The sequence below is a fragment of the Thalassoglobus polymorphus genome, assembly GCF_007744255.1.
Lineage (GTDB): Bacteria > Planctomycetota > Planctomycetia > Planctomycetales > Planctomycetaceae > Thalassoglobus > Thalassoglobus polymorphus.
Genome location: NZ_CP036267.1, coordinates 202,503 through 215,270, shown reverse-complemented (window position 1 = coordinate 215,270; position 12,768 = coordinate 202,503). Strand labels below are relative to the sequence as shown.

14 protein-coding genes are annotated in these 12,768 nt (G+C 53.7%); all 14 read right to left on the bottom strand.

From position 1 onward, the window contains the following. Positions 1-2,265 carry a phage tail tape measure protein gene (locus Mal48_RS00760; RefSeq protein WP_145195225.1) on the bottom strand — a complete coding sequence of 755 codons (2,265 nt, stop codon included), beginning with the start codon at positions 2,263-2,265 and terminating at the stop codon, positions 1-3. 45 nt (positions 2,266-2,310) lie between these two features. Beyond that, positions 2,311-2,793 (bottom strand): hypothetical protein, encoded by a 483-nt coding sequence (locus Mal48_RS00755; protein ID WP_145195223.1) that lies wholly within the window; start codon positions 2,791-2,793, stop codon positions 2,311-2,313. Positions 2,794-2,842: 49 nt separating this feature from the next. Next, a complete protein-coding gene (locus Mal48_RS00750; RefSeq protein ID WP_145195221.1) occupies positions 2,843-3,322 on the bottom strand; it encodes a hypothetical protein in 480 nt (159 codons plus the stop codon). 14 nt (positions 3,323-3,336) lie between these two features. Next, positions 3,337-3,888 (bottom strand): hypothetical protein, encoded by a 552-nt coding sequence (locus Mal48_RS00745; RefSeq protein WP_145195219.1) that lies wholly within the window; start codon positions 3,886-3,888, stop codon positions 3,337-3,339. Continuing rightward, a complete protein-coding gene (locus Mal48_RS00740; protein ID WP_145195217.1) occupies positions 3,885-4,370 on the bottom strand; it encodes a hypothetical protein in 486 nt (161 codons plus the stop codon). The genes Mal48_RS00745 and Mal48_RS00740 overlap by 4 nt, the downstream gene beginning before the upstream one ends. Beyond that, entirely contained in the window at positions 4,367-4,759 is a 393-nt protein-coding gene (locus tag Mal48_RS00735; RefSeq protein ID WP_145195215.1) for a hypothetical protein, read from the bottom strand. The genes Mal48_RS00740 and Mal48_RS00735 overlap by 4 nt, the downstream gene beginning before the upstream one ends. Positions 4,760-4,834: 75 nt before the next feature. Beyond that, positions 4,835-5,794, bottom strand: a complete 960-nt coding sequence (locus tag Mal48_RS00730) for a major capsid protein (protein WP_145195213.1) — start codon at positions 5,792-5,794, stop codon at positions 4,835-4,837. A 68-nt stretch (positions 5,795-5,862) separates the two neighbouring features. Next, positions 5,863-6,834 (bottom strand): head maturation protease, ClpP-related, encoded by a 972-nt coding sequence (locus tag Mal48_RS00725; protein WP_145195211.1) that lies wholly within the window; start codon positions 6,832-6,834, stop codon positions 5,863-5,865. Beyond that, entirely contained in the window at positions 6,800-8,221 is a 1,422-nt protein-coding gene (locus Mal48_RS00720; RefSeq protein ID WP_145195209.1) for a phage portal protein, read from the bottom strand. The genes Mal48_RS00725 and Mal48_RS00720 overlap by 35 nt, the downstream gene beginning before the upstream one ends. Beyond that, on the bottom strand, positions 8,221-8,400 hold the full coding sequence (locus Mal48_RS00715) for a hypothetical protein (protein ID WP_145195207.1): 180 nt from the start codon (positions 8,398-8,400) through the stop codon (positions 8,221-8,223). The genes Mal48_RS00720 and Mal48_RS00715 overlap by 1 nt, the downstream gene beginning before the upstream one ends. A 38-nt stretch (positions 8,401-8,438) precedes the next feature. Then, complete coding sequence (locus tag Mal48_RS00710) at positions 8,439-10,598, bottom strand: terminase gpA endonuclease subunit (protein ID WP_145195205.1); 2,160 nt, start codon at positions 10,596-10,598, stop codon at positions 8,439-8,441. Positions 10,599-10,607: 9 nt separating this feature from the next. Further along, entirely contained in the window at positions 10,608-11,285 is a 678-nt protein-coding gene (locus Mal48_RS00705; RefSeq protein WP_145195203.1) for a metallophosphoesterase, read from the bottom strand. Positions 11,286-11,288: 3 nt separating this feature from the next. Next, positions 11,289-11,678, bottom strand: a complete 390-nt coding sequence (locus Mal48_RS00700; protein WP_145195201.1) for a dATP/dGTP diphosphohydrolase domain-containing protein — start codon at positions 11,676-11,678, stop codon at positions 11,289-11,291. Positions 11,679-12,161: 483 nt separating this feature from the next. Then, positions 12,162-12,680, bottom strand: a complete 519-nt coding sequence (locus Mal48_RS00695) for a hypothetical protein (protein WP_145195199.1) — start codon at positions 12,678-12,680, stop codon at positions 12,162-12,164. Positions 12,681-12,768 lie beyond the last annotated feature (88 nt).

Below are 12,768 nucleotides of genomic sequence, written 5' to 3'. Positions count from 1 at the left end.
TTACGCCTTCTTATTAACTATAACCATGTCGTTTGCTTCCAGATAATCGGCAACGCGTGCTAAGAGATCGGCCGAAATCTGAGAATTCACTTTGATATCTTCCTGGACTTTGAGCGTTTTCTCCTCGTTGCTTGCCCGTGGCGACAACGCTTGCGCGATAATCCTTTGCGCCTCTCCGGTCCCAAGCTCAAGAGACTGATTCGACGCAACCCGCTTGACTGTCTCGTCAACGATTTCCGGCGTCTCGTCTAGCTGTTCTTCAACCTCATGGCCCCGGAATTTCGACAAGTGGCCGCCGATAGTTGAGAGAACGCCGAAAGCCGGCGAAATCTTTTTTAGTCCGGAAATCCCGGCATTCTGAACCGTGGACCTGACGGCCTGATTGTGTGCCTCTTTCGCCCCTCTCGCGAGATCTCCGAGCATTGGAGAAAAAGCACTTTGCAAGCCCTTAGCCGCTCCTGGGATCTGGAATTGAAAGCCGGGCCTTTTCGCTTTCCCTGACGGTTCTTCGTCCGGGGCTTCCGGCTCAACTTCGTCCGCTTGTGCCTCCCTCCTTGCAATCTCTTCGTCAATGGCCGCCAGTGCGTCAACTGTGGATTGCAACCGGTCCTCTCGAATTTTCTTCTCTGACTCCGCCGCCGCCCTCTGATCCTGAGACGGTATTGACTTCCTGTGAGCCTTTAACTCTTCGTCCGATGCGAATGTTGTGGCATTTCGCAAGTGCTTCGCCTGTGCCGACTTGTCTTTCTCAAGCCTCTCCTTTTCGGCCCTTAGCTCATCCAGCGCCTTATCCTTGTCCATCCCCTGGGTTTTCTGGACGAATTTTTGATTTGCAGACGCCTTGATTCCCGCCAGTTTCTCCTCAAGCGCAACGCTCTTTTCGATCTCCTTATTCAACGCCGCTTGATGGCCCCGAGCAACCAGGATAGCCGCCCCGATGGCCGCAATGGCTACCCCTAGTGCAATCATTTGAGGATTGGCTTTTGACAGAATTGTCATTGCCTTAGACAGTGCCAAAACCGCAACCCGGACGCCTCCGACTGCGCTGGCCGTTACGTTCGCAGCCAAGCCCAACGTAACCAAAGCCGCCCCGGCCGCTCCGACAACGGCCGCTAGCTGGACGATTTCCATAATGAGCTCTTCATTCTCTGAAATGAATTCGGTTGTCACGCCTAGCATTTCAGACGTGGCGTCAATCCATTCTCGCGAGCCAACTTCCGTAGCGTCTTTCAACGCGATAAGCGTCCCCTCTGCCGATGAACTGAGCCGGCGAAATGAGCCGCCTAAATTGTTGTCCATTTCTTCGGCCGTCTTGAAAACCTGCCCGTCAAGGTCTTGCAGCTTCGTCAAGAACTCGTCAAAGACAGCCCCGCCGCCGGCAAGCTTCAGGGCCGCCGCCTGTCCGCGTCCGAAAACCTCCTCAAAAGCGTTGAGCCGGTCGCCACTTCCGAGATTCTCCGTGGCTTTTGCAATGTCGTTGATAACACTCGCGAGTGGCCGCATGTTGCGGTGTGCGTCCAGGGCATCCACGCCAAGCTTTGCAAGCTTATTTTGCGTCAAGCTTGACGAAAGATTCTTGTAAGCTCTTGCCAGTGCGTTACCGGCAAGACTGCCCTTGATGCCGTTGTTTGCCAGCAATGCTATTGCCGCTAAGACTTCCTCAATGGATTCGCCGGATTCCGCAGCAATCGGCCCGACCGGCTTTAATGCCTCCCCTAAGTCTGTCAGTGATTGAGCCGAGCCGTTAGCGGTTGCCGCCAAGACGTCCACGACTCGGTCGGAATCTTGCGCCTCCAGGTTAAATTGACGAAGTGCCGCCCCGGCAATGGAAGCCGCTTCCGGGATCTCCGTGTCTGTTGCCCTGGACAACGCCAAGACGCCCGCAATGGCCGTGTCGATCTGAGACCGGTCAAAGCCGGCCCGGCCGAGTTCGACCATTGCAGACGCCACCTGAGACGCTGAAAAGCTGGTTGTCCTGCCAAGCTCTTTAGCCTTTGCGTTCAGTGCTTCAAACTCGGCAATCGTCCCGCTCGTGACGGCCTTCACTTTGCTCATCTGGTCTTCAAAGTCGGCCCCGACTTTGAGAGCAACCGAGAGACCAACGGCAATAGGTGCAACGGTCCGAATGAGTTTTTGGCCGGTCCGGGTCGACACTTGCGAGAACATACGCAAGCGGTTTTCCGCCCTGGTCAAACCCTTGTCGAGTCCGCCATCTTTGGTGAAAATGCGGACAAACGCCCCGCCCGCTTCGATGTTTTTAGCCATTGCCTACCATTGCCGTTTGAAGCTCTGAAAGTTTCCCGCCGTCGTTTACCGGCTTCTGGAACTTGTCAGTTTCCGGAAAACGCCCTTGAGCCATCCAGACAAGTTTCCGAAGCGTGATTCCTTCAAGCTGGGATATTCCCAACGCCCCGGCAAGCTTGAAAACGTCTGCTCTAACTCTTGTTCCACCGCTTTCATTGCCGCATCTATCGCCCCGCCTGTCTGGATTCGCATTGTTCGAATGATTCGCGAGAGATGCGGGGGGTAAAAAAGCTCCAGGGCTTCCAACGTCGCTTCAATCGCATTGTCGGCCGCTTCGCCCCGGTGCAATTTCCACCATTCCGCATAGGGCTCGTCATGTGAGGAAATGCAATGAATCACCGGCAAGAACTCCCGGACCGAACTAGCCGCCCGGCCGACTGATCCGATATCGTACAAATCGACATTAAGCCGATCATAAACCCTTTCAACGGCCGGCAAGTCGATTTCAATGAATCGCTCATTGCCGGCCGTATCCTTATACCCTGCCATTGAATAGCCGTCCGCTTAGAGGAAAGTTAAAAGAACGCTTGCCGGTGCTTTAAGGGCCTTCTGTTACGGTAATTTCCGGCGATTCGCCCGCTGGTGAATCAGACGGTGCAAGAGTGATAGACACGTCAACGGTTCCCCCGGACGGTGCCGATTTGCTGAATGTAACCGTCCACCACGCTTTAAGAACTTCAACGCCGGCGCCTGACGGATTGCCGTCTGCCATCTGTAACAAGACTGGAACCCCGGACAATGACGCATCACGTAGTTTGGCGTAGTACGCACGCGACGACAAATAGCCAACCGGCAACGCCTTAACGTTGAACGATGCGGCAATTGCCGCCCCGTAGGGAATTTCCCGTTCAATTCCGCCGTGCTTCTTCAGCATGACGGTTTCGCTTTTCGGCGTGACGCTCCACTGACCGTCCTCCGCTTCCTCGATCTCCACAAATGTTGGGGTGTCCCAATCATCAGCCGTGTCAATATAAATCTTCTCGAAGTATCCCCGGTGTACTGCTGTTGGTGCGGTCATAGTTCTTTAGTTCCTTATCGAATAGAGTTCTTGAACTGGTCTGGTAAGTTTGGGGCCGCCGTTTTTAACGCTGGCTTCATGAACGGATTGCCCTTGAATGTCATTGGAACCCGCCGCCCTCGCGAGTTTGGTAACGTTGCCCGGCCCCCATGCTCCAGGTGTCGGACCGTGCCCGTTTTAGACCGGATCGGCCCGATAATCACCTCTTCATTTGGGACGTCGTAGCCAAAGAAAAGAAACCTCTTTAGGAAGCCGCTCGGGCTTCGTGGCGGTTCGCCGGGCTCGGCTTTCTTGTAGGGCCGCTTTGGTGGTCCGTATGGCCCGGCCTTGCCCTTTCGTTTGAGTGCCCGATACTTCTTTTGCTTGTTCTTGAAGATCGCCTGAGAGCGTGGCGACATTTCCGAGAGAGCAACCCGCCGCGACTTCTTAATGGAACGCCGGGCAATGGTACGGACTAGCCCGCCGCCCCGCTTTAGTGATCGAATCTTGCCGGCAAGAACTGCATCTTTAACCGCTGCCCGGTCAAGGAAATAGTTTTTCTGGTAACTCTTGAGATCAATCGTCACGCCCGCAACTCTTCTAGCTGGACCTGAATAACCGACAAGAACCGGCCTCGCTCGGCTTCGTCCGGGTCATATGCTGGATCCGTGGTTAGCGGGTCGACAACGGTATAGTTTCCAGACGGCCCGGCAAAGTTCCGGCCCTGCCCGGAATCGGGTAAGAACCACCGCTCTAGCTCTTCACTGAAATCAATCAAGCTTTCAAGCTCTGCGAGATCGTCCGCAATCTCATCCCGGACGCCTTGACCACTGCTAAGCTTTGCCATAATCCCGACGTAAACGATTGCCGTGACGGTCGAACTGTTTCGGCTCGCTGACTCCTTGCTTCGTCCACCAGGACAAGCCACAATCAACGGCTTTGACGTCAACGTTTTTCCCTGAATAGATGGCCTGTGGCCTCGAATGACGTCAACCGCCTTGCCGAGAGTTTCATCAGCCTTTAGTGCTGCTGTAATAAGCTTCACCGCGTTTAAGTCTGGAGCACTCAAGACGAAACCTCTAAGGATAAAACGGTGTGAATTCTTACGTGCGATTCGGACGCGTCCAGGTAACGCCAAGCCGGTTCTGATTCGAACCGCGATACCCTGTAAACCTTTTGCATTGTGCCGCTACTGTCAATGATCTCGGCCCCTTCATTCGGGGCAATAAATGAACCACCTGAAATGAAATCGCTCGCCTTGACGATCCAGTCAACAACCTCTGTTTCGAGTGCTAGCTTTTCCTGGTAGTTTAGAAATCTCGGCTCAAGCGTTTTTGTCGGCTTGTGGAGTTCGACCGGATCATCAGCCGGCGTTGCCAAGTATGTAACGGAATCGCTTCCCGTGACTTCCTGGTTTGCATCTAGTGCCGCTTGAATTGCCCCGTGCCATAAACTCATAGAAAACACCACTCAGAGAAAAGAACGCGAGCCGAGCCGAAACCCGGCCCGCGTGAATGCTACTCCGCGTTAAGCTTACGCCGGGGCAATAATGCCTTCGGTGTTGCTGATCGCATCCGTCACGACAATCGGAATTCCGTCAACTTCCGTTGGACGTGGTGCCGGGGCTCCGGTCTGGTTTGTGGCCGTGCGACTCTTCCGCAACTGCCCCAAAGATCGGCGATTCATCACAATGACGTTCGGCTGTCGCGAAGCCGGGAACGTCTCCAGAGAGTCATAGATAAGATCGTCAGTCAAGCCCTTGTTCGCATCGGCTGTCAGGTTGCAGATACGGCCAACGGAATGAGCCGAGCCGACTTGAACGCCGAGCCATCCCATGATTGGAGTCCAAAGCTCCGTATAATGGCCGGTCGCCGAGCCTTCCGCCTTGGTCGAAAACGTTTCGTCCTGCGTGATCTTTCCATCGTTACCGATAATCGCCTGAACGTCTTTCTGATCGTCACCAGTACGCACTAGGTAGACGGACGATCCTGTATTGGCCGTGGTGCCGGCTGCACTCAACACCATTGCATTCTCAAGAGCATCCAGGACGTCAGCCAGCCCCGCAAAGCCGTCGTTTTTGTTGTTCGTTCCGTTGATGAACTGTTGTTCGGCAACAAAAAACGCTTCCTTCAAGTGGGCTCTGGCTTCACGTGCAATGTAAGCCTCTCGGCCGCCGCCGTTATCCATGTTGCCCCGGAAGCCGTCAGCCAAAGCGATATCAACGCCAAACGACGCGTCAAGCAACTTCAACGTGACAGTGACCTGTTTGTTCTCTGACTTGTCCGTTTCAATCCCGTCGTTAATGTCACGGAAGCCAACGGCCGGGGCTCCGTCTTGCACGACGTATTTATGGGTCGTTCCGTTTGTCGCAACGGCCGCCGCCAGTGTCGAGAAGAAAGGAGCATCATTCAGCAAATCGGTAACGCCGAGATCTCGAACGTTGAAATCATTGATCTTGGCGAGATCGGTAAGAGTTAGAAAATCCTGTGCCATAGAAAAAGCCTCTCAAAAGCTGTGTGGTAGGTTGCTTGAAAAGTCTGTGAGCCGTGCCGCTTTACTGCTTACTTGAACTTGACGATATCAGCCCAGCATTTCGGCTTGTCGTCGTCGTCCGCGTCCGTGTCGCCTCCGTCAACGCTGCTGTCTTCCCCGTCGACGTCCAGGGCCGCTAGCGACGCCTGCAATTCCTTAGACTTGGTCTCGGCTTCTGCCAATGCCTTGTTTGCCGCTGCCAGTGCTTCACCTTGCTTGACGACGTGCTTTGCCAATGCGTCCGAATAGCTCATTTCGGCTTCCACGTACTCGGCCGCGTCCTCGGCTCCGAAAGTGGCCTTGAACTTCTTGAATTCGTCCAGGTCAAACCCTTCAGTCTTACGTTCTTCGGTCATAACTTTTTGATCTTTCGTAGTAACGGCCTGAAGTTTTTCGGCCTGCTGAAAACTCTCGGAATCAGCCGAGAGAAAAGAAACGTCCAATTGAACCGGGCTCCGCTTTTGCCCGGTCAAAATCTCATCGCAAAACCCCAACTTCAACGCATCTTGAGCATTCAAGTAGGTGTCTGAGTCCATTAGCTCGGCAAGCTTTGCATCATCTAGTTTCGTCTTCTCGCGATACGCGAGAACGCAATTGCCTTGCAGCGTTTCATATTGCTGAATCGCCGATTCAAAATCCTTCTTACGCCCGTTTCGGACCGTCGAATAGGGATTATGAATCATAATGCCGGACGTCTCGAACATTGCCACGTGATCGCCGGCCATCGCAATGACGGAAGCCGCCGAGCCCGCCAGTGAATCAATCGTAACGCGAACAAATCGGTGATCGTCTCGCAATGCGTTATAGATCCCGAAACCTTCCCAAGCGTAGCCGCCGCCGCTATTGATTCTGACGTGAACCGTTTCCGCTTCCCGGTTCGCCTTCAATTGCTTAACGACATCTTCCATTGAGACGCCGGAACCGTCTGGACGCTTGCCGATTGCGTCATAAATGTGAATCTGTAGTTCACTCTCGGCCTTCTGGATCGTCGCTAGTAACATCCGGTGAATTTCCCTCTAAGACAATAGGAACGCCGAGTTTTTCGGAATACTCAAACGCTTTCTTTCGCTGTTTCTGAATCTCATAGAAATCAATGCCGTGCTGCCGGCAAACTCTTTGCGGACTGTTAAGCCCCGCCTGAATGGCCATGATATCAGCCTTGATCTCTTTGGACGGATCCCACCAGGGCATCCCAACGGGAACGAACTCAAACCAGAGTTTCCGGCCCTGATAAGCCTCTCGGATAATGCTGGCCGGTGCCGTGATCTCTCCGCGAATTAACGCGAGACGAAACCGCCATAGCATCCAATCGTACGCCCAGCGTAGATTGCGGGCTCGCTTGTTCACGCATGAACGCTCATAGTGCAACCATGCCGACTTCGAACCAAAGAAGTTTGTAAACGACTCATTGAAGAACGAAAATGGAATGTCCAAAGCCTTCAACGCAATCTGTATAACAAGCTGTAAGAACTCTTGAGTATTAACGCCCGGTGAATCGCTCTCCAGGAATTCCGCCCGGTCCCCTGGCTCCATGTCCAATAACGCCGGGCCGGCCCCGAAATTAACATCATAGCCGGACGGTTCTTCGTCGTCGCCTTGACTAGAGAGATCGCCGGCCGATTCGTCGGCATCGCGATAGAAAGCCAACGCGAAAAGCTGATTGACTTTCATTTTCGCAAATGCTAGCTCTTTGCCTTCGTAGATATCTTGAAAATCATTAACAGCCGAAACTAACGGACTGATTCCGCGAATTTGATCGAACCGACTGTAATATCCGTGAAGGAATAGACGCGAATTCGTCACAATTCGGTTGAACTCGTAACCATTCCCGCCAGCCCCTCTATTGTGGATCGCATACGCCAAGTGACGCCCGGAATTAGAGACGCGTACGCCGTTAATCCACCGACCGCGATAGACGCCATCAGCCGGATTCTTAATGAGATCGCTTTCAATAGCCTGCACGTGACCGCTGGCAAGCTTCATGGAACCACAATCGCCGTCAATGACCGCACAAGCTTCAAGCGTTCTCAAGTATTCGTCAAAGCCGAACCGGCCGCGAACGTCGAAAGATTCCGGCTGTGAAACGCCGTGGAACCACTGCTCAAACAATTCGTCAAACGCATCATTTCCGCTCTGACTCTGCAAGTGAAATTGAGTCGTGTAATCCAGGTGACGCCGAATAGCCCAATCGAGAATAGACAGATTGCGACGCAATCCGCGAACTCCACCGCTAACGGTTCTCCGCTTATGGATCGGCAAAACGGTATCTTCGTGACGCAATACCGGCGAAAACGGCCGGCGTTTATTCCCGCCTTTCGCTGCATCATACTCAAGCTTTGCCGGCTCGGAATCTAGGCCAACCCCGCAGACGTCAACGACTGTTTCCATTATGTGCCTGAAAGGTTAATACTAGAGACTACTGGACGCCGCTTCTTTGCGTTTGGGTCGTTTCGCCGATTCTGCCTGTTAAGCGTGTCCGGGTCATGAAACTCCGTGGCCACTCCGTCAACCGTGACTTTTTTGACGCCTGTTTTCAGAATTTTATCAATGCTCGTTTCTTCACTCATTGTGTTCGCCTCTTATACCCCTATGCAAAAATATGACACTAGGACAGCAAGTTACTAACACGCCTGCGTTTACGTCTTTTCACTGCCTTTTTTGGTGGTGCCGTGGCCGTTAATTTCTCGCCCAACATGGACGCCCCGACCGCACAACCTGCAACACAATCCCACAAGTGATTGTCTCGCCCTGGAATCTCATTCCACTTGTCCAGTGTTTCGCCCTTGATCGTTACCCGAGTGCATCGCTCGGCTGTTAATTGCTCGGCTAGCATCTTATGGGCCGATGCGTTCGCCTGATAAAGACTCAATGCCCCCGGTTCGCCGACTGGAACGCTAAGCCGATTGTAAATAAACGTTTTCCAATGATTCGATGAAAACAAGACATAACGCCCGCCGTTATTCCTGGACGGAAGAAGCTTCCACCATTGGCCGCGTCTTTCGCCGGGCTTCGGCTTAGTTTTTGGGCTAACAAGTGCATCGTCTGGAGATGTGACGCCCCGTCCCCTGGACGGGTAGAGGATCCCCTTGAACCGAGACCGTCGACAAAACGCGTTGACGACTTCCGTTGACTGATTCCAGTTTGTATCAATCAGACACAATTCGACCTGTAGCGGGTCGCCTGACTCTGTAAGGTATTCCCGGCCGAGTATGTCACTCGTTAATTCTCGCAAGCCCCAAGCAATAGACGACTCAAGACCGGCCCCTTCCCCGGCCGCTGCCGATCCTTCCGCTAGCGTGTTCTTGATCGTCGATAATGTGAAGTGATTCGCCGGCTGATCCGGGAACGCCCCATAGGATACAATCGAGCCGGTAAAGCCCGGCCCCCACGCCGTGACCGTGTACCAAAGAACATCCTTTGAAACGTCAATAAATGCCGTAAGTCGGTTCAATGAATCGGGGATTCGATTGCGAGAAACTCCGGATAATCGCCGGGCTACCTCTTGCGGAATCAAAGCCGCTGTTTCGTCCTCCGTTGTCCGCAATGGCTTGTTCTGATATTCCGCCATGAATGCCATTTCATCGCTGAAAAACAGATTCATGGCATGTTGAACGGCCGAGATCTCGCCTTTAGCGGCAAAGTATCTTTCGGGCCAACTCATTTTCGATCCGGCATCCATGGCCGGCCGGTTCTCTAAATAGAACTCAGACGATTCAACGCCCTTGTTTCCATTCTCGAAGCTCTCGTTTCGGATCCGTCGATATTCTTGCCAAAGCGCATCAGTTGCCCGTTGCTCCGGCTCGCTTAGCCCTGTGCCGGGAAACGCTTCCACAAGCTGGCTTTTCTCGCCTTGAAACTCTGGATTCTCTTTCCGATTCAGAAGCCTATCGGCAACGTCGTTTTCGTAAATCACCGTACAGGGAATGACGATGCCCGTTGCACGATCCGGCCCGGCAAGATATCGCACGTCGGCCTTGATAACCTGCTCCCTTTCGTCGCACTGGCCGGTGCTTTTCGCTGACTCCCGGTCTTGTGGATCGTCGACGACTGCCAGTGTAGGCCGCACAATGGCCCCGCTCGGCCGCTCGTATTGCCGGCCCCTGATTTCCCCTTCAATGCCGCACACGTCAATGATCGAACCGCAGCCGGCCCCGTAGTCGTCGCCAAACTTGAGCCGGGCCTCTTTGATGTAGCTTTCGGGCAAGTATGCAAAGACGACTTGATTTTGAGCCCATTCGATCATTGTCGGCTCGCCTTGGAACTTCTGGCCCTGTGCTTTTCGCGTTTCGCCTTTCAAGTGCCGCAATGGTGCAATGATTTCCGGGAAATCTGCAAACAATGGCTCTGAGAAACGAAAAGACGACTTGAGAGATTTCAGCAATTTCTGTGCTGAGTTTTGCGTTTTTCCAATGAGAACGGAGTACGGAGAATGGCCATACAGAACAGACCAGACAACGGCCCAACGGCTGACGGTTGTTTTCCCCGAGCCTCTCGGCATCGCGAACGCGAATTGATCGCCATTGATGGCCGCCGATTGAATCAACTCGGCCGCCCGCCTGTGTGCGTTCGACCATGGCAAGCTAAACGCTTCCCCGCCGTAATGGTCGCAGAATGAAAGAAAATCAAACTTACAATCGGCCCGGCGTTGCGGTTCAACCGGCCCGCGTGTCAATGCTGCTTTGAAGTTTAGAAAGACATCTTGAGACGCTGCCCGGTTCTCTGCGTGCCAATTATTTGACGCTTCGTCTTTGCTGCAACTGCTCATTGCGTTCCGTTATGTTAGATTTGCCGGTTCCCAATATGCGTAACTGCCATCCAGGACAACGCCGCAACCGATTAACGGCTTGCGTGCAAACTTCCGACCATACTCAAACTGAAGTTGTCTCCAATCCACTCCGCAGCCAACGGAAAGCCCGAACATTCGCCGGGCTCGGTTCGCTAAAAAGTTGACGCCGGCGTTTCCGTGTAAGTGCCCAATGACGGTTGAACACGTATTCTCTTTTGCCTGATTCGTGGCCGCGTATCGGCCCTGGCTTCCTGTTTCGCCGTGAGAATACAAAACGCCGTCAAGCGTGAGAGAGTCGTAACGCGGATAGACTTGCCAGCCTGGAAGATTCCAATAGTCGGTGTCGCCTCGAAGAATGTCGCTAGGAAGCCCGGCCGCTTCCGCTCGTCTTGCCGGCAATGCGTCATGATTGCCCGTTAGCCAATGAGCCTCTGGAAATAGCCGGCCGAGCTGGGCCACCTGCTTGCGGGCTTCCTTCACTTCCTGATCAACGCTATGCGTTTCCGGCTGCTTGCCATGAAAGTTGATGGCGTGCCAGTCTACTAGGTCGCCGATGTGAACAACGGTATCACAAGACCACTGTTTATAGATCGACTCCAGGAACTTCGGATAACCCGGCAACATTCCGGGGCAATGAGTGTCGCCGATGATCAAAACGCGTGCCATGTGTCAACGCTTTCGGTGTGGTAGGTCGTCGAGATCGGCCGGCAAGCGGCCGGCGTTAATTTCCTGCTCTGTCCATGCCGCCCCGGCCGCATTCCATAGAACGGCCCCTAAATGGTCCTCAGACTGGTCGCCTTCTGCCCACTGGTAGGAATGCCGGACGATTGCATCTTGAAACCTTGAAAGCGGGATACCCTTTTGCCAGTTCGGCCGGCCCGTTTCCGGATCGTCGGGATACTTTGCCCGGCCGTCCTCGTAACGCTGCGCAAGCTTCTGGATCGCCACGTACGGAATGGCCGATGGAAGCCCCTTTCCGGCCGCCGCATCCCGTACGGCCCCTGTTTCGAATTGTGTACGGCTTCCGGTGTCGGGTAGCCTGGGCAAACCTAAATCCATCAACGTGCAACCTCAATAAGAATAGCCAACGCCAACGCGAGAACCGGAAACCCCCACACGCCGCGAAAGTTCCATAGGTGTTCAACTGTTGCAGAAAAACTTGTCATGTAAGAACATTCCCGCACAAATTCCGGCCGGGCCGGCAATTACGAACGCAATCAAAACGTCTGCTGACGGCTCCAGAATGGCCGCCCTGATGATTGCCGGTTGTACGAATAAGACAGAAAGACCGAGCAAAAACGAAGTGATTGCCGCGTGAACTTTCTGCCCGTCTCGCACAAACCTGGATTGCAGCCCTAGCAATAGGATGTAAAAGAATTGGACGAAGCCAACTAGGATTGGCTCAATCATTCGGACCGATAGCAATCAAGACAAAGCCGCTTTCCGCCTTTCTTGCCGTAAACTTCGTCAGTGCAATAGTGGCACTCGTCAACGTCGACAAGCTCGTATGACGTGAAGCAAATAAGCGATACCAATAGCCAATCAAAAAACGGTCGCATCTAATCCCCCCTTGAGTTTCTTATAATAGTCGTCCAGGGCTTCCCGGATCTTGTTTGCGGATGCCGGCCCGATGCCGTTGACGTCCTCAATGTTCGCTGAATTGCGGGAAACTTGCTCAACTTCCAGATATCCGGAAGCCTGCAAGACCTCGACAATCGTTTTCGGCAATCCCAAAACGGCAACCGGGGTAGCTCCCTCAATCCTGGCCGATTCCTCAGAATTCTCGCCAGTTTCGGAATCATCGCCCCCCGGTTGCCCGCCTTTGCCTTGGCCTGTTTCAATGTCGTCGTATTCATCGCCGGGAAACTCAAAAGAGTCGGCAAGCTGAACCGCCAATTGATCCGGCCGCGTGCTTCTTAGAACGTCCTGCAACTCGCCAACGCTGTACCCCATAGCTTCCAGGACTGCCCCGACCTCGAACATGGTTCGACGGCTCGGCCCGCCCGCCCGCAAGTGGCCGAGCAAGTTTCGAAACAGTGAAATTCTAGTGCTGTGGTTCATCGCTTGCCTTTTTTCGTCGTCTTGTCTAGCCAGCTTCTCAAACCGTTGCGGGCCGACTGGTTAAGCTTGGACGCCGCCGCGTCCGTGA

Bases quoted from the DNA above. Each gene is read 5' to 3' on its own strand.
- Mal48_RS00760 (WP_145195225.1), bottom strand. From the start codon at position 2,265: ATGGCTAAAAACATCGAAGCGGGCGGGGCGTTTGTCCGCATTTTCACC.
- Mal48_RS00705 (WP_145195203.1), bottom strand. From the start codon at position 11,285: ATGGCACGCGTTTTGATCATCGGCGACACTCATTGCCCCGGAATGTTG.
- Mal48_RS00730 (WP_145195213.1), bottom strand. From the start codon at position 5,794: ATGGCACAGGATTTTCTAACTCTTACCGATCTCGCCAAGATCAATGAT.
- Mal48_RS00715 (WP_145195207.1), bottom strand. From the start codon at position 8,400: ATGAGTGAAGAAACGAGCATTGATAAAATTCTGAAAACAGGCGTCAAA.
- Mal48_RS00755 (WP_145195223.1), bottom strand. From the start codon at position 2,793: ATGGCAGGGTATAAGGATACGGCCGGCAATGAGCGATTCATTGAAATC.
- Mal48_RS00695 (WP_145195199.1), bottom strand. From the start codon at position 12,680: ATGAACCACAGCACTAGAATTTCACTGTTTCGAAACTTGCTCGGCCAC.
- Mal48_RS00750 (WP_145195221.1), bottom strand. From the start codon at position 3,322: ATGACCGCACCAACAGCAGTACACCGGGGATACTTCGAGAAGATTTAT.
- Mal48_RS00710 (WP_145195205.1), bottom strand. From the start codon at position 10,598: ATGAGCAGTTGCAGCAAAGACGAAGCGTCAAATAATTGGCACGCAGAG.
- Mal48_RS00700 (WP_145195201.1), bottom strand. From the start codon at position 11,678: ATGGATTTAGGTTTGCCCAGGCTACCCGACACCGGAAGCCGTACACAA.
- Mal48_RS00725 (WP_145195211.1), bottom strand. From the start codon at position 6,834: ATGTTACTAGCGACGATCCAGAAGGCCGAGAGTGAACTACAGATTCAC.
- Mal48_RS00735 (WP_145195215.1), bottom strand. From the start codon at position 4,759: ATGAGTTTATGGCACGGGGCAATTCAAGCGGCACTAGATGCAAACCAG.
- Mal48_RS00720 (WP_145195209.1), bottom strand. From the start codon at position 8,221: ATGGAAACAGTCGTTGACGTCTGCGGGGTTGGCCTAGATTCCGAGCCG.